14 protein-coding genes and 1 CRISPR repeat array are annotated in these 15,002 nt (G+C 65.0%); of the genes, 3 read left to right on the top strand and 11 right to left on the bottom strand.

Annotated features, from left to right (window positions below; all coding sequences use genetic code 11):
• Positions 1 to 18: 18 nt before the first annotated feature.
• Positions 19 to 993 (bottom strand): SDR family NAD(P)-dependent oxidoreductase, encoded by a 975-nt coding sequence (locus ACK8CP_RS01565; RefSeq protein WP_414833124.1) that lies wholly within the window; start codon positions 991 to 993, stop codon positions 19 to 21.
• 98 nt (positions 994 to 1,091) lie between these two features.
• Here ACK8CP_RS01565 and ACK8CP_RS01560 point away from each other — a divergent pair, with 98 nt between their 5' ends.
• On the top strand, positions 1,092 to 2,009 hold the full coding sequence (locus ACK8CP_RS01560; RefSeq protein ID WP_414833123.1) for an AraC family transcriptional regulator: 918 nt from the start codon (positions 1,092 to 1,094) through the stop codon (positions 2,007 to 2,009).
• A gap of 353 nt (positions 2,010 to 2,362) precedes the next feature.
• On the opposite strand, the gene ACK8CP_RS01555 is transcribed toward ACK8CP_RS01560, so the two are convergent.
• The 3 genes from ACK8CP_RS01555 to ACK8CP_RS01545 form a co-directional block, all read right to left on the bottom strand.
• Entirely contained in the window at positions 2,363 to 2,884 is a 522-nt protein-coding gene (locus tag ACK8CP_RS01555; RefSeq protein WP_414833122.1) for a ClbS/DfsB family four-helix bundle protein, read from the bottom strand.
• A 63-nt stretch (positions 2,885 to 2,947) separates the two neighbouring features.
• Positions 2,948 to 3,370, bottom strand: coding sequence for a type II toxin-antitoxin system VapC family toxin (locus ACK8CP_RS01550; protein WP_414833121.1), 423 nt, complete (start codon positions 3,368 to 3,370; stop codon positions 2,948 to 2,950).
• Entirely contained in the window at positions 3,367 to 3,621 is a 255-nt protein-coding gene (locus tag ACK8CP_RS01545) for a FitA-like ribbon-helix-helix domain-containing protein (RefSeq protein ID WP_234628659.1), read from the bottom strand. The genes ACK8CP_RS01550 and ACK8CP_RS01545 overlap by 4 nt, the downstream gene beginning before the upstream one ends.
• Positions 3,622 to 3,800: 179 nt before the next feature.
• On the opposite strand from ACK8CP_RS01545, the gene ACK8CP_RS01540 reads away from it, so the two are divergent.
• Together ACK8CP_RS01540 and ACK8CP_RS01535 are read left to right on the top strand one after the other, a co-directional pair.
• Positions 3,801 to 4,838 (top strand): zinc-dependent alcohol dehydrogenase family protein, encoded by a 1,038-nt coding sequence (locus tag ACK8CP_RS01540; RefSeq protein WP_414833120.1) that lies wholly within the window; start codon positions 3,801 to 3,803, stop codon positions 4,836 to 4,838.
• A 172-nt stretch (positions 4,839 to 5,010) separates the two neighbouring features.
• Positions 5,011 to 5,718: a class I SAM-dependent methyltransferase gene (locus ACK8CP_RS01535; RefSeq protein ID WP_414833119.1), complete on the top strand. Its 708-nt coding sequence runs from the start codon at positions 5,011 to 5,013 to the stop codon at positions 5,716 to 5,718.
• Between the two features lie 113 nt (positions 5,719 to 5,831).
• Positions 5,832 to 7,990: a CRISPR direct-repeat array (repeat unit 32 nt; unit sequence GTTTCGATCCACGCCCCTGCGTGAGGGGCGAC).
• A 288-nt stretch (positions 7,991 to 8,278) separates the two neighbouring features.
• On the opposite strand, the gene ACK8CP_RS01530 is transcribed toward ACK8CP_RS01535, so the two are convergent.
• The 7 genes from ACK8CP_RS01530 to ACK8CP_RS01500 form a co-directional block, all read right to left on the bottom strand.
• On the bottom strand, positions 8,279 to 9,493 hold the full coding sequence (locus ACK8CP_RS01530; RefSeq protein WP_414833118.1) for an acetate/propionate family kinase: 1,215 nt from the start codon (positions 9,491 to 9,493) through the stop codon (positions 8,279 to 8,281).
• Between the two features lie 13 nt (positions 9,494 to 9,506).
• On the bottom strand, positions 9,507 to 10,448 hold the full coding sequence (locus ACK8CP_RS01525) for a bifunctional enoyl-CoA hydratase/phosphate acetyltransferase (protein ID WP_414833117.1): 942 nt from the start codon (positions 10,446 to 10,448) through the stop codon (positions 9,507 to 9,509).
• Positions 10,449 to 10,640: 192 nt separating this feature from the next.
• Positions 10,641 to 11,816: an acetyl-CoA C-acetyltransferase gene (locus tag ACK8CP_RS01520; RefSeq protein ID WP_414833116.1), complete on the bottom strand. Its 1,176-nt coding sequence runs from the start codon at positions 11,814 to 11,816 to the stop codon at positions 10,641 to 10,643.
• Positions 11,817 to 11,931: 115 nt separating this feature from the next.
• Complete coding sequence (locus tag ACK8CP_RS01515) at positions 11,932 to 12,588, bottom strand: 3-oxoacid CoA-transferase subunit B (protein ID WP_128291325.1); 657 nt, start codon at positions 12,586 to 12,588, stop codon at positions 11,932 to 11,934.
• Positions 12,581 to 13,243, bottom strand: a complete 663-nt coding sequence (locus ACK8CP_RS01510; protein WP_414833115.1) for a CoA transferase subunit A — start codon at positions 13,241 to 13,243, stop codon at positions 12,581 to 12,583. Before ACK8CP_RS01510 ends, ACK8CP_RS01515 begins: the two co-directional genes overlap by 8 nt.
• A 96-nt stretch (positions 13,244 to 13,339) precedes the next feature.
• Positions 13,340 to 13,654 (bottom strand): hypothetical protein, encoded by a 315-nt coding sequence (locus ACK8CP_RS01505; protein ID WP_261214577.1) that lies wholly within the window; start codon positions 13,652 to 13,654, stop codon positions 13,340 to 13,342.
• Entirely contained in the window at positions 13,651 to 14,991 is a 1,341-nt protein-coding gene (locus tag ACK8CP_RS01500) for an acyclic terpene utilization AtuA family protein (protein WP_234628666.1), read from the bottom strand. The genes ACK8CP_RS01505 and ACK8CP_RS01500 overlap by 4 nt, the downstream gene beginning before the upstream one ends.
• Positions 14,992 to 15,002: the final 11 nt, after the last annotated feature.

Here is a 15,002-nt window from a genome sequence, read left to right as displayed (position 1 = left end):
GTCGCGCCGTGGAACGCATCAGTCGCGCTCGCTGGCGAGGCGTTCCAGCATCTCCCAATAGGCAAGCGCGTGGTCGGGATCGAGCGCATAGCGCCGCACCCCGCCTTCGAGAAGATCTGCCTCTTCGTCGTCGCTAAGCGTATCAGCTACGCCGCAATCCTCGCAGTAGCGACCGCCGATGACATCCGGGTCGGCAACGACCCCGGCCCAGACGGTCGTTGCCGCACCCTGCGCGATGGTCTTGCCTTCGAATGGCGGCTTGCCGGCCTTCTCGCGCTCTTCCGTGACAGTCCTCATCGTTGCCTGGGTCTCTGCCGGATCGAGATGTCGACCGATGCCGGTTTGGATGAGTCCGGGATGGACACTTGCAGCGCGAATGCCGCGATCGCGGTTCTTCAGATCGAATGCAAGCGCGAGCAGCGCGTTCCCGGTCTTGGCGCGGCTGTAGGAGAACCACGGTTCGTATTCTGTGTGCTCGAAGTTCGGGTCGTCCAAATCGGCATCGGCGAACCGATGGCTGTTCGAGGACAAGACGATCAGACGGGCACCCTCGCGCATCAGGGGGGTGAGGCGCTGAATCAAAACGAAATGGCCAACGACGTTGACGCCGAACTGAAGCTCAAAACCGTCTTTTGTGCGCCCGAACGGGGTCGCCATGACACCGGCGTTGGCGACGACAAGGTCGAAACGCTCGCCCCGCTCCACGAGCGCATCAGCCGCCTTGCGCACAGATGCGAGATCATCGAGTTCGAGCGCCACGACTTGGAAGCTCCCACCGAAAGCCGCTGCTTCCCGGATTTCAGCGACGGTTTCCGCGTGGACCCTTGCCTCCCGTGCCGTGCCGATAACCGACGCACCGCGCGCGACGAGCGCGCGTGCCGTCTCGGCTCCAAGACCTGAGACCGCGCCGGTCACGAACACATGCTTGCCCCTGAGATCCACGCCTTCCAGAACGCCGTCCGCTGTAGAGTGCTCGTTAAGATCCTTGGCCATCTCATTCTCCTGCGGGTTGCTTCATCGCTCACCAATGAATGACGCACGGAGGAATGAGATTGAATGCGCGAGAAGCCATAGTATCGTATTGATCGTCCATGACCGATCCGCTGACCCAAATTGTGACACTGCTTCAGCCGCAGGCCGTGCTGATGACGGAAATTCATGGCGCCGGGCGGTGGGGCATTCGCTTTCCCGGCTTCGGCGTCACCAACTTCGTTGTGGTGGCCGAAGGCGCCTGCTGGCTGAAGCTCGGCGATGAGACGCCGATGCCATTTCGGGAGGGTGACTTTCTCCTGCAGCCGGCTGCCGGGACATTCGCGTTTTCCAGCGCACCCGATTCCGAGACGGTGCTGGGCGATGCCGCCTACAAGCAGGCCGCCGGGCCCATCATTCGGTTGGGGACGAAGGACGGCACGGCGACGCGTCTCGTCGGCGGCTATTGCACGGTCGACCGGGTCAATGCCGATCTGTTCACCGCTCTCCTGCCGCGTGCGATCCATATCCAGTCCGACCAGACGGGTGCGGATCGCTTCGGCCGTCTGATGCAGGACATCGCGGACGAGGCACGGGGCGATCGCCCGGGTCGGACGCTCATCCTTCAGCGGCTCGTCGAGGTTTTGGTGCTGGAAGCGCTGCGCAGACCCACCCTCATCGACCATATCCCATCCGCTTCGGGGCTTCTTGCGGCCTTGCGCGACCGCTCGCTCTCGGCCGCTTTGCGCGCCTTACACGATGATGTCCGCGCGCCCTGGACGGTCTCGAAGCTGGCTGGCGTCGCTGGCATGTCGCGTTCGGCCTTCTCGCCCGCGTTCCACAACCGGATGGGAATGACGCCGATGACCTATCTGACGAGCTGGCGCATGGCTCTGGCGAAAGCGGCGCTCATCCACGAGAGGCTGACGCTCGAAGAGGTTGCCGACCGGACCGGCTACGGGTCAGCCGGGGCGTTTAGCCACGCTTTCCTTCGTAGCGTCGGCCAGACCCCCAGCGCTTTTCGGCGCAAATGGGCGTGATGCCTCAAACCGCGCCTCATCCTCTTCTGCCTGTTTTGGAATACGGATAGAGGGCTATGGAGTAGACATGGTTCTCATCGCTATCCCGCATGTCCCGCCATGTCCCTCTGATTGCGTGCATTTCGATGACCGCACTTAGCTGCCCGCGAGTGTTCAGAGGTGATCTTGAATTTACGACCGACCTGCCACTGGACGACGCTAGTGCATTGGTTTCATTGCACGCATTGACCGGGATCGACGCCCCGGATTGCTCCCGTTTGGCCGGGCGGGCCCTGCCGCAAAACGGCCGCTGACACCCCTGTGTCAGGGATTGAAGTCGCACGGCGGCAACGCGCCATGATCTGATGCCGGTTTCAAGATTGGCGCGATACGTTTTTCGTTTTCAGCCACGTCCGCAACCGCCCGCGTGCATTGGCGTAAGGCGATGCCGTGTTGAATTGAATCATGCGCCCCATCGTCCATTTCTCGTACCACGGGTGACCGTATAGATCGTCGTTATTACGGGCTTCGATCAACGCTACGATCCGGGCCTTGGCCTCTGCCAAACGCTCGATAAGCTGGGGATAGGGGACGCCCTCATAATCACGATAGAACTTCTGAGCGAGACGGCCCAGCTCGTTCCACTTGAAGCCCGTTTCTGGGAAATCGACCGGCTCGCCGGCCGCGTCCCGGTCAAGCCATTTCAAGACCAGCTCATTCCATCCGACCAGATAGGCAACGAGGTCGGCAACACTCATCTGCGTTCCTCGCGCATGGCCTTCCAAACTGCATTCATCGACCAGCGATCGCGGAACGCCGCGAAGGTCTTTGATAAGCTTATCAAAGTTTAAATCTATCGCCTTGAGCAATTCGTCTTTGTTCGTGGGAACAGCCATACGTTTCTGCCTTGTTGCCAGATCCCGAAAGCTGCGACGGTCTGCTTTCGGCTTCGGCCTTTCTCAGCGCCGGGCCGTCCAGGGGTCGATCACCGGAACGCCTGCCGCATCGAAGGCGCTGGCGTCGCGTGTCGCGACCGTGAAACCATGGGCGGTTGCAATCGCAGCGATATAGCCGTCCGGCGTTGGAAAGCCCTTGCCGGCCTTGCGGGCAGCAACGGCGAGATCGGCATAATGACGGGCGGCATCGGTGTCGAAGGCGAGGATTCGGCCTTCAAACAGCGGCAGCATCGCGTCGACCATCGCTGCGAGCGTCTGCTTGCGCCGTCCCTCCGGCAGCGCGCCGATGCCGAACAGGAGTTCCGCCACGCTCACGCTGGAGATGTAGAGGGTTTCGGCCACCTGTTCGTCCAGCCAGTCGAGCACGGCAGGGTCCGGCTCCGGCTTCATCGCCTCGGAGACGACGTTCGTATCCAGAACGATCATTCAAAGCTCATAGGAGTGGCGGCCGTCTTGTCGCGGGCCTGTTCCAGCGCCTCGAAATCGGCATTGGTGAGCCCGGCCTCGCGGCTCAACGCCGACAGGGCAGAGCCGAGGCGCAGGCGCTCGGCGGGACGCACGGCCGCTTCCAGAATGTCACGCATTTCGGCTTCGGTGCTGCGGCCATGCTGCGCCGCGCGCACCTTGAGAGCGCGATGGGTCTCGTCCGAAAGATTGCGAATGGTCACCGCAGGCATCTGATGGCATCTCCGACCCAGTGATGGCAATGATATCAAAATAGATTAGATGACATCATCCGACAAGGCGTGACCGTTATCGGGCGGCGGGGCGTGAGCGGACCCACGACATCGGCAAAGGCATTCTCACCTCTTCGATTTGCCCCTAAAGCTCTCGGCGAAACGGAGAGACCCCTGCGATGAAAGCCGTCCTGTTCGAGAAATTTCAAGAAGCACCCCGGCTGGTCACGGTGGATGACCCGAGCCCGGAGACCCATGGGGTCGTGCTGAAGGTCGCGGCGACCGGCGTCTGCCGAAGCGACTGGCATGGCTGGATGGGGCACGACAGCGACATCGAACTGCCGCATGTTCCGGGCCACGAGCTCGCCGGCGTCGTTGCGGCCGTCGGCCGGGATGTCACCCGCTGGAAGGTGGGCGACAAGGTCACCGTGCCCTTCATCTGCGGCTGCGGCAGCTGTCCGGAATGCGCCGCGGGCCATCAGCAGGTCTGCCTCGACCAGGAGCAGCCGGGCTTCACCCATTGGGGCTCGTTTGCGGAATATGTCGCCATCCATCAGGCCGATCTGAACCTCGTCGCGCTGCCCGAAGGCATGGCGTTTGCGACCGCAGCGAGCCTCGGCTGCCGCTTTGCCACCTCCTTCCGGGCGGTGATCGACCAGGGCAAGGTGCGCGCCGGCCAATGGGTGGCCGTGCATGGCTGCGGCGGGGTCGGTCTCTCGGCCGTCATGATCGCCTCGGCGGCCGGGGCGAACGTCATCGGCGTCGATCTCGATGCGGCAAAACTCGATCTCGCCAAAGACCTCGGTGCCGTCGCCGTCATCAACGGCCAGGAGGCGGATGTCCCCGCCGCGATCCAAGAGATCACCAGGGGCGGCGCGCATGTCTCCCTCGATGCGCTCGGCCATCCAGTGACCATGACGAACTCCATCCTCGGCCTCAGGCCCCGGGGCAGACACATTCAGGTCGGGCTCATGCTCGGCGAGCACGCCGCCCCTGCCATCCCCATGCCCAAGATCGTCGGCCAGGAGATCGAGCTCCTCGGCTCTCACGGCATGCAGGCGCACCGCTATGGCGCCATGCTCGACATGGTGGCGAGCGGCAAGCTCGATCCCGCCCGCCTGGTGGGCGATCAGATCAGCCTTGCCGAGGCGCCCGAGGCCCTCATGGCCATGGACAAATTCCAGTCCGTCGGCGCCACCGTCATCACCCGCTTCTGAGACGGGCCGAACGTCGTTCGTCGGTCCGGCCTGGCGACGAGGTTCCGCGGCGCCTGCCCGTGCGGATCTCCTTGCGCGTCGGTCCCGCGGATTGGGGGCAAGCGCAGAACCCTGGCGGCCGCGCCAAAATGCGCATCTTCCCAGCTGCGGACGGATCGGCGACACCAGAGGCATGAAACTCTACGACGAGCTTGCCGATTGGTGGCCGTTGATGTCGCCGCCGGAGGACTACGCGGCCGAGGCCGGCCCCGTCGCACGCCTGCTCGCCCCGAACGCCGGCACGCACCGGCCCCGCCTTCTCGAACTCGGCGCAGGCGGCGGCCATCTGGCGTCGCATCTGAAAGCCTGGTTCGACATGACGCTGGTCGATCTCTCGCCGCGCATGCTGGAAGAGAGCCGCCGCCTCAACCCGGAATGCCGTCATCTCCTGGGCGACATGCGCGATCTGCGCCTTGATGAGCGCTTCGACGCCGTGCTCGTCTTCGACGCGATCAGCCATATGACGCGCGAGAGCGATCTCATGGCGACGCTGCGCACGGCCCGCGCCCATCTGAATGACGGCGGCAGAGCTCTTTTCTGCCCGGACTGGACCGTCGAATGCTTCGCGCCCTCCACCTCCATGGGCGGCACGGACGGGCCAAAGTGCGGCATGCGGTATCTGGAATGGACGCAGCCCGCGATCGTCGGAACCACCTACGAAAGCGACCTCGTCTATCTTCTGCGCGAGGCCGATGGCAGCCGCCGGGTGGTCGAGGATCGGATCGTTATGGGCATTTTTCCGCGCGACACCTGGCTGCGGCTTCTCGCCGAAGCGGGCTTCGGAGAAATGGCGATCGTCCCCCAATCCGGGCGCGACGTCTTTCAAGCGGTCGCCGCCTGAGGCCGAGCAAAGCCCACCGGCGCCACGAAAGCCCGCAGCGGCCGAACCGCTTGTGCCGGCACGCCATCGAGGGACGACATGACGTCCGATGACGGCACCTCGATGGCTCAGGCGCTTCGATCCACGCCCCTACGCGAGGGGCGACGATCAAGGGGCAGTTCCGCGACACGATCGACGTCATGTTTCGATCCACGCCCCTGCGCGAGGGGCGACCCGAGCGGTTGATCTGACCTTCCTTGTCGACCGAGTTTCAATCCACGCCCCTGCGCGAGGGACGACCCAAAGCCGCCGCGGCTATTTTCGCGCATTACGGCGTTTCGATCCACGCCCCTGCGCGAGCGGCGACTCCCGGACTGGCAAAAGTTTCCAGAATTGTTTCCGAGTTTCGATCCACGCCCCTGCGCGAGGGGCGACTAGGCGCGACGTACGCGCCGATCCAGCCGCCAAGTTTCGATCCACGCCCCTGCGCGAGGGGCGACCTAACTCACAGGCTGCCCCCCTATGAGTAATCAAGGTTTCGATCCACGCCCCTGCGCGAGGGGCGACCACATGGTCTGTGCCGCTCGAGGCGACGTTTGATGTTTCGATCCACGCCCCTGCGCGAGGGGCGACCCGGCAAGAGCGACGCCGAGGTGCGTGCCTGGATGTTTCGATCCACGCCCCTGCGCGAGGGGCGACGCGCCATTCGGCGCGCTTCCGGCCATCGCTCGAGTTTCGATCCACGCCCCTGCGCGAGGGGCGACCATTGCGACGCAGGTTGCCCTAGTCTACCTGCACGTTTCGATCCACGCCCCTGCGTGAGGGGCGACTTGGCGCACTCCTCCATGGCGTCCTGCCCTGGGTAGTTTCGATCCACGCCCCTGCGTGAGGGGCGACTCGTTGGCCTTGATCTGTGTGAAGGTCTTATCGGAGTTTCGATCCACGCCCCTGCGTGAGGGGCGACCGTGTTCCAATGGTGTTGGATCGATTTGAAACAAGTTTCGATCCACGCCCCTGCGTGAGGGGCGACTACGAGGTTACAAATAACTCAGGAGACGTCTATTGGTTTCGATCCACGCCCCTGCGTGAGGGGCGACCGCCCGCCGCAGCAGTGCGTTCATCGCGCTCATGTTTCGATCCACGCCCCTGCGTGAGGGGCGACCGCCCATCCCGTCCCGAGTGGTGAGGCTGACGGCGTTTCGATCCACGCCCCTGCGTGAGGGGCGACAGGCGCGCAGCTGCACGTTGCGGCCGCGATGGGTGTTTCGATCCACGCCCCTGCGTGAGGGGCGACCCGATCGTGTTACTCGGCATAAGCGTGTTTTCCCAGTTTCGATCCACGCCCCTGCGTGAGGGGCGACTTGGCTTTAGCCCCTGATACGTTAACTTGTCGCAGTTTCGATCCACGCCCCTGCGTGAGGGGCGACGCCTGACGCTTACGCGTATAGTCCGCGTGCAGCATGTTTCGATCCACGCCCCTGCGTGAGGGGCGACTCTTGTTGATGGCAGCCGTCAGAGACTCCATCGTGTTTCGATCCACGCCCCTGCGTGAGGGGCGACAACATCCAGCGCTCCGCCTCCGCAAACGCAGAGTTTCGATCCACGCCCCTGCGTGAGGGGCGACGCTTGCCGTTGGGTGCATCATAGGTCCGCACATAGTTTCGATCCACGCCCCTGCGTGAGGGGCGACGCAACCCGCGCCCGCACCGAGGCGGGCGCATCGAGTTTCGATCCACGCCCCTGCGTGAGGGGCGACGCAACCCGCGCCCGCACCGAGGCGGGCGCATCGAGTTTCGATCCACGCCCCTGCGTGAGGGGCGACGTAAGGCTTGCCCCCATAGCGGGGCAAGCTCTAGGTTTCGATCCACGCCCCTGCGTGAGGGGCGACGGCCTGATCCGTGTACCCGCCAGGGCTGTTGAGATGTTTCGATCCACGCCCCTGCGTGAGGGGCGACCCCTGCGGCCCGCCAGAGCCGCCCTGTTTGCGCCCGTTTCGATCCACGCCCCTGCGTGAGGGGCGACTTGCCGACGAGCGCGCATTCGTCGTCATAAGTAGGTTTCGATCCACGCCCCTGCGTGAGGGGCGACAGGCCGTCAGGTCGCCGACAGCGTGCTCCTTGGCGGTAGGTTTCGATCCACGCCCCTGCGTGAGGGGCGACAGCACAGCCATGGCCGGCTCAAGAATGCGAGACGAGTTTCGATCCACGCCCCTGCGTGAGGGGCGACGAGGCCATCCTCTCTCTGATGAACGACATGAGAAGGTTTCGATCCACGCCCCTGCGTGAGGGGCGACGGTCCCCAGGATAAGCCAGCGAAACGGCAGAGGAAATGGCGCCGTCTGCGCGAAACGGCGTGGCCGGCTTCCGGCACGGCGGGCATTTGCGGCCCCCTCCGCCCATCAGAGCTTGTTTTTCAACGCCTTGGCCATCGCGCGAACCGCCCGGGAAAACCCGGCACGCTTCAGGTTCGCGCCGCGCAGGCCGGCGCGTCGGGCCAGAGAGCTCCGGCACAAAGCCCGCCCAGAGGAGGCCCGGCAAGGCGCACGCGCCTTGCCGCATCTCAAATACCAGACATGATCCCGTTACGCGGCGTTGCGGAAATTCATGAGATCGACGGCATGGCGGGCGATCATGAATTCCTCGTTCGTCGGGATGATCGCGACGGGAAGCGTCGCCGGTGCGGAGATGAGCGTCTCTCCGCTTTCGTTCGCCGCCGCGTCGATCGAGATCCCGAGGAAGGCGAGGTAGTCGCAGACCCGCGCCCGAACCGGCGCGGAATGCTCGCCGATGCCGGCGGTGAAGACGAGCGCGTCGAGCCCGCCCAGCGCACAGCAGAGCGCCCCGATCTCCTTCGCCACGCGGTAGCAGAAGAGATCGACGGCCTCTTTCGCCTCCGGCCGGTCACTCTCCAGAAGCACGCGCATGTCGTTGGAAATGCCCGAAACGCCGAGAAGCCCGGATTCCTGATAGAGGAGATGTTCCAGCGCATCGGCATCCATGCCCATCTCGCGCATGAGATAGATCAGAATGCCGGGATCGAGGCTGCCCGACCGCGTCCCCATCGGCACGCCTTCGAGCGCCGAAAAACCCATCGTCGTATCGATGCTGCGTCCGTCTTTGAGGCCGCAGAGGCTCGACCGGTTGCCGAGATGGGCGACCACCACCCGGCCCTCCGCCACCTCCGGCAGCGTTTCGCGCAGCTTGCCGGCGATATATTCATAAGAGAGGCCATGAAAGCCGTAGCGCTGCACGCCCTTCTCGCTCAGCCGCCGCGGCAGACCATAGGTCTTCGCCATAAACGGCTGCGAATGGTGAAACGCCGTGTCGAAGCAGGCGATCTGCGGCAGCCCATCGAAGCTTTCGGCGAGCACCCGGATCGCCGACACGTTCTGCGGCTGGTGCAGAGGGGCGAGCGGAACCAGAGTTTCCAGCTCGTCGAGAACGTGGTTCGTCACCCGCACGGGGTGATGGAAGCCGGCCCCGCCATGCACCACGCGGTGCCCGGCGGCGAGAAGCGGCAGATCCGGCAGGCGCGCGCGGATCCAGGCGATGAGATCGCGCAGCAGAGGCGCAACACCGCCCGTATCCCGCTCCGCCCAGGATTCGCGGGCAAGCGAAACGCCATCGACGTCTTTGACGGAGAATTCCGCCGCCGTGCCGATACCGGTCACCTGGCCGGAAAACAGAGGGGAAATGTCTTTCCCCGCGTCTGCGACCTGAAAGACGGTGAACTTGATGCTGGAGGAGCCGCTGTTGAGAACCAAGAGGGCGCCTTCGCGCGACATTTCTGAGGGCATGGCAGTCTCCATTTCACGCCACTGCGGCATGGTTGGCGACGAGAGAGGCGAGCGCACAGGAGGACAGGCGGGAATCGAGGCTGTCGGCGCGGCTCGTCAGCATCACCGGAACGGCGGTGCCGAGAACGATGCCGGCGACCTCCGCCCGCCCGAGGAAGGTGAGTTCCTTGACGAGCATGTTGCCGGCCGCGAGATCCGGCACGAGCAGGATGTCGGGACGACCGGCGACTTCCGAGACGATGCCCTTGGTTTGCGCCGCTTCGGCCGAGATCGCATTGTCGAAGGCGAGCGGGCCGTCGATGATGCCGCCGCGGATCTGGCCGCGATCGGCCATCTTGCAGAGCGCCGCCGCATCGACCGTCGACGGGATCTTCGGATTGACCGTTTCGACCGCGGAAAGAACCGCGACCCGCGGCGCCTCCACACCCAGCGCCCGCGCCAGGTCGATGGCGTTTTGCGCAATATGCGCCTTGTCTTCGAGCGTCGGCGCGATGTTGACGACGCCGTCGGTGATCATCAGCGATTTCGGATAGGTCGGAACGCGCATCATGAAGACGTGGCTGATGCGCTTCGACGTGCGCAGGCCGCGGTCGCGCTTGACGACGGCGCCCATCAATTCGTCGGAATGCAGCGCCCCCTTCATCACCGCGCCGGTCTCCCCTTCCCGGGCGAGATCGATGCCGCGCGCCGCAGCGGCGGCCGCATTCGGCGCATCGACGATGCGCAGGCCCGAAATGTCGATCTCATGGGCGAGCGCGAGCTTCTCGATCACCGCGCTCGGACCGACGAGCACGGGATCGATCAACGCCTCGCGGGCGCCATCCGCGGCGCTGCGCAGAGAGGTCTCGTCGCACGGATAGATGACGGAGGTTGGCAGCGGCGGCACATGCGCGCACAGCTCTTTGAGGCGGGCGAGCTGCGAGCGCGTTTCGGGGATCTGAGAGAAGGCAGTCATGGGAAAAGTCCTAGGATAAGCGGGGGGCATGAACGGGGACGAACGGGCGGAGGAAGCGGCTCCCTGCCGCCTCCCGCCCGGAAGTGTGGACGGGCGGGAGGCGCGACCGCCGGACCGATCTGGAATGGGAGGGAGCTGTCGGGCCGGAGGTCGGGGGGAGCGAGGGAGGAGGATGACGGGTGGTTCAGCGCCTCAATCGCGAGCGACGCAGAGCGCCATGCCCATGCCGCCGCCGATGCACAACGTGGCGAGGCCCTTCTTGGCGTCGCGGCGCTGCATTTCGTTGAGAAGCGTCACCAGGATGCGCGCACCGGAGGCACCGATCGGATGGCCGAGCGCGATCGCCCCGCCATTCACGTTGACCTTGTCGGTGTCGAAGTCGAGCTCGGTGTTGACGGCGATCGCCTGGGCGGCAAAGGCCTCGTTCGCCTCGATCAGATCGAGATCCGTGGCCGACCATCCGGCCCTGTCGAGCGCCTTGCGCGAGGCCGCGATCGGGCCCGTGCCCATGATCTTCGGATCGACGCCGGCGGTCGCCCAGGAGACGATGCGGGCCATCGGCGCCGCGCCGCGCTTTTCGGCCGTCTCGGCCGACATCAACACCACGCCGGCCGCGCCATCGTTGATGCCCGACGCATTGCCGGCCGTGACGCTGCCCGATTTGCTGAAGGCGGGACGCAGCTTCGCAAGGCCTTCCGGCGTCGTGTCGGGGCGAATGAATTCGTCGGCATCGACGATCGTCTCGCCCTTGCGCGAATGCACGCTCACGGGAACGATCTCGGCGGCGAAACGACCCTCCTCGCGGGCCGCTGCGGCCTTGCGCTGCGAGGCGGCGGCAAAAGCGTCCTGCATCTCGCGGGTGATGCCGTAGCCGTCGGCGACGTTCTCCGCCGTCATGCCCATGTGATAATCGTTGAAGGCGTCCCACAGGCCGTCCTTGATCATCGTATCGACCATCTCGGCCGGCCCCATCTTCACGCCCTTGCGCAGATAGGTGGCATGCGGGGCGAGGCTCATATTCTCCTGCCCGCCGGCAATGATGACATTGGCGTCGCCGCAGGTGAGAGATTGCAGGCCGAGCGCGACGGCGCGCAGCCCCGAGCCGCAGACCTGGTTGACGGTCAACGCCGTCGTGGTCACCGGCAGCCCGGCCTGGATCGCCGCCTGCCGCGCCGGGTTCTGCCCGAGCCCCGCCGTCAGCACATGGCCGAGGATCACATCGTCGACCTCTTGCGGGGCGAGCCCCGCGCGGCTCAGAAGCGCGCGGATGACGACGGCGCCGAGCTCTGCTGCCGGAACCGTGGAAAGCCCGCCTGCGAACGATCCGATGGCGGTGCGTGCGGCTGCGGTGATTACGATGTCAGTCATGATGGGATGTCCCATGAGAAGAGGTTGCTGCGACCCCCTCCCCGCCCCGTTGAAGGCGCCCGCGCGTTCTGCCGGGCGGCCACGGTGCCGGGAGAGGATTGTTGTCGGCGGTCGCTCAGGCGGCCACCTTCATCTCGCCCACGGCGTCGGGAACGATGAGGCTCGCTTCGGTTGCCGCAAGGACGTCCTCGACGCTCGTTCCGGGTGCGACCTCGCTGAGGACGAGGCCGTCCGCGGTCGGCGTGATGACCGCCATTTCCGTCACGATCAGATCGACGCGGCGTTCCGCCGTCAGCGGCAGGCTGCATTCCTTGACGATCTTCGGCGCGCCCTTGGCGGTGTGCGTCATGGCGACGATCACCTTCTTCGCCCCGGCGACGAGGTCCATCGCCCCGCCCATGCCCGGCACCATCTTTCCGGGCACCATCCAGTTGGCGAGATAGCCGCGCTCGTCGACCTGCAGGCCGCCGAGCACCGTCACGTCGAGATGCCCGCCGCGGATGAGGCCGAAGGAGAAGCCGGAATCGAAGCCCGCCGCTCCCGGAACCGCGCCGATCGGATTGCCGCCGGCATCCGTCAGATCGAGATCTTCCAGACCCGGATGCGGCAGCATGCTCATGCCGATGATGCCGTTCTCGGACTGAAAGAAAACCTCCAGATCTTTCGGCAGATAGGAGGCGACGAGCGTCGGCATGCCGATGCCGAGATTGACGAGATCGCCGGATTTCAGCTCCTGCGCGATCCGCTTGGCGATCAGAACCTTGTTATCCATGGCAGGCTTCCTTCGAGACCAGATAGTCGACCAGGACGTGCGGCGTGGCGATCACATCGGGCGCCAGCGTTCCGACCGGGACGATCGCTTCGGCTTCGGCGAACACCTTGTCGGCCGCCATCGCCATCAGCGGATTGAAGTTCCTCGCCGTCAGCGAATAGGTGAGATTGCCGAGATAATCGGTGAGCTTGGCGTTGATGAGCGCCACATCGGCGCGCAACGGCTTGGCGAGCACATACGTCTCGCCGTCGACCTCGAGCGTCGTCTCGCCTTCGGCCGCCAGCGTGCCGACGCCGGTGCGGGTGAGAACCCCGCCGAGGCCGAAGCCGCCCGCCCGGATGCGCTCGGCGAGCGTGCCCTGCGGCACCAGCTCCACGTCGAGCTCCTCGGCGATCATCAGCTTCTGAGTGACCGGATTGGTGCCGATATGGCTGGTGACGACCTTGCGCACGAGGCCGGCGTCGATGAGCTTGCCGATGCCGATGCCGGGTTTCGCCGTATCGTTTGAGATGATCGTGAGATCGGACTTCTTCTGCCGCACCAGGGCATCGATCAGCCGTGGCGGCGTGCCGGAGCCCATGAAACCGCCGATCATCACCACCGCGCCGTCTTCGATCCGTTCAACGGCATCGTCGACGCAGATGACTTCGCACATGATATTTTCCTTGCCTGCGAGAGGGTTTCTTCGGGGGAGGACCGGTCTGCGCCGAAGGCCTGCCGGAAGGGGGGAGTTCCTCCCCCGAAGAGGGGCTCAGACGTCGCTGTCGGGGATTTCCAGCGCCAGAAGCGCGGAGCCGAGACATTTGCCGTGCGGGTCGAGAGCGAGCGACCGGGTCACGCCGCCGCCGAGCGCTTCGTACATGACGAAGTTCAGGGCGCCGATGCTGGGCAGTTCGTAGCGGACGACATCGCCGTGGACGATGCCCTTGAAATGCTCCTTCACCCGTTCGGCCGTCACATGAGTGGCAAGCCGCGCATAGTCTTTCTCGTCATAGGCAATGACCGAGATGTTGGAGATGTCGCCTTTGTCGCCGGTACGCGAATGGGCAATGTCGAAGAGTTTCATGATTGCACCTCAATGATCTGGATCCGCGGGGTCACGGCTGCCCGTGGCACGAGGGCGGAAAGCATCGCCACGACCTGGCGGGCCGATTTGGTCGCACCGCCGCCGCCGGCCGGGCCGTTCGTGTAGAGGGTCTCCACCTCGTTGCCGATGCGCACGGCCTCCTTCATGCTCTCGCAACGGCCGGTGACGCGGGCGCGCACTTCGGTCGGCTCGGGCTGAGGCGCGAGGACGTCGCGGTGGATGGCGTTGACGCCGATGAGGTCGTAGCGCAGCTCGCTGCTCTGCAGACCGATGATGTCGAGCCGCTCCTGGACGATCTCGAGAGCGAGCTTCGCCCGGGCCAAGGCACCCGGCCCCGCATAGGAGATCTGACCCTCGCCGATATACCCGTCGACATAGCCGACGGAGACCTTCAGCGTCGCCGGCCTCTCGCGGCCCGTCACGCCATCGACCCGGACCCGGTCCGGGCCTTCCTGAGTGAAGGTGATCTGCGAGAAATCGGCCGTCACGTCGGGCGTCAGATAGCTCTTCGGATCATGCACCTCGTAGAGGATCTGCTCTTTGCAGGTGTCGGTCGTGACGTGACCGCCCGCGCTCTCGACCTTGGTGATGACGAAGCTGCCGTCCTCGCTGACTTCCGCGATCGGGAAGCCGAGATGGCCGAGACCCTGCACGTCCTTGCGGCCCGGCTCTGCGAAATAGCCGCCGGTGACCTGGCCGCCGCATTCCAGGAGATGGCCGACGGCCGTCCCCTTGGCGAGATGCGCCCAGTCGTCGAAGGCCCAGCCGAACTCCTTGATCTGCGGAGCGAGGAACAGGGCCGGATCCGCGACACGGCCGGTGATGACGACATCGGCCCCCTGCTCCAGCGCTTCCACGATCGGCGCGGCGCCGAGATAGGCATTGCCGGAGACGAGCACGTTCGACATCGACGCCGCCGGCTGCCCGGTCTCGGTGATCTTGATGTCGCCGGACTTCAGCGTCTCCAGAACGTCGTCGCCGGAAACGGCAGCGATCTTCAGGGAAAGTCCCTGCGCGGCCGCGATTTCCCGGGTCTTTTCGGCCCCGGCTTCAGGGTTCGCTGCGCCCATATTGGTGATGATCTTGATGCCCTTTTCGGCACAGACCTTGAGAACGGCCTCCATGCGATCGGACAGAAGCGCGTCATAGCCCTTGGTGGGATCGGCGAGCTTCGCCTTCTGGGCGATGGCGATCGTGCGCTCGGCCAGGCACTCGAAGACGAGGTAGTCGATCTTGCCTTTTTGGGCGAGCTCGAGCGCCGGCTCGATGCGGTCTCCGGAATACCCGGCACCGGCACCGATACGAATGGTTTTCATGATGAAATACT

The organism is Afifella sp. YEN Y35 (assembly GCF_047553465.1).
Classification (GTDB): domain Bacteria; phylum Pseudomonadota; class Alphaproteobacteria; order Rhizobiales; family Afifellaceae; genus Afifella; species Afifella aestuarii.
The sequence above is the reverse complement of the archived record's forward strand: the minus strand, read 5'-3'. Positions and strand labels throughout refer to the sequence as shown.

What these genes read in the sequence shown, in the direction of transcription:
- ACK8CP_RS01560 (WP_414833123.1), top strand. Translation starts at nt 1,092, where the DNA reads ATGACCGATCCGCTGACCCAAATTGTGACACTGCTTCAGCCGCAGGCC.
- ACK8CP_RS01500 (WP_234628666.1), bottom strand. Translation starts at nt 14,991, where the DNA reads ATGAAAACCATTCGTATCGGTGCCGGTGCCGGGTATTCCGGAGACCGC.
- ACK8CP_RS01550 (WP_414833121.1), bottom strand. Translation starts at nt 3,370, where the DNA reads ATGATCGTTCTGGATACGAACGTCGTCTCCGAGGCGATGAAGCCGGAG.
- ACK8CP_RS01520 (WP_414833116.1), bottom strand. Translation starts at nt 11,816, where the DNA reads ATGACTGACATCGTAATCACCGCAGCCGCACGCACCGCCATCGGATCG.
- ACK8CP_RS01505 (WP_261214577.1), bottom strand. Translation starts at nt 13,654, where the DNA reads ATGAAACTCTTCGACATTGCCCATTCGCGTACCGGCGACAAAGGCGAC.
- ACK8CP_RS01515 (WP_128291325.1), bottom strand. Translation starts at nt 12,588, where the DNA reads ATGGATAACAAGGTTCTGATCGCCAAGCGGATCGCGCAGGAGCTGAAA.
- ACK8CP_RS01525 (WP_414833117.1), bottom strand. Translation starts at nt 10,448, where the DNA reads ATGACTGCCTTCTCTCAGATCCCCGAAACGCGCTCGCAGCTCGCCCGC.
- ACK8CP_RS01510 (WP_414833115.1), bottom strand. Translation starts at nt 13,243, where the DNA reads ATGTGCGAAGTCATCTGCGTCGACGATGCCGTTGAACGGATCGAAGAC.
- ACK8CP_RS01555 (WP_414833122.1), bottom strand. Translation starts at nt 2,884, where the DNA reads ATGGCTGTTCCCACGAACAAAGACGAATTGCTCAAGGCGATAGATTTA.
- ACK8CP_RS01540 (WP_414833120.1), top strand. Translation starts at nt 3,801, where the DNA reads ATGAAAGCCGTCCTGTTCGAGAAATTTCAAGAAGCACCCCGGCTGGTC.
- ACK8CP_RS01565 (WP_414833124.1), bottom strand. Translation starts at nt 993, where the DNA reads ATGGCCAAGGATCTTAACGAGCACTCTACAGCGGACGGCGTTCTGGAA.
- ACK8CP_RS01535 (WP_414833119.1), top strand. Translation starts at nt 5,011, where the DNA reads ATGAAACTCTACGACGAGCTTGCCGATTGGTGGCCGTTGATGTCGCCG.
- ACK8CP_RS01545 (WP_234628659.1), bottom strand. Translation starts at nt 3,621, where the DNA reads ATGCCTGCGGTGACCATTCGCAATCTTTCGGACGAGACCCATCGCGCT.
- ACK8CP_RS01530 (WP_414833118.1), bottom strand. Translation starts at nt 9,493, where the DNA reads ATGCCCTCAGAAATGTCGCGCGAAGGCGCCCTCTTGGTTCTCAACAGC.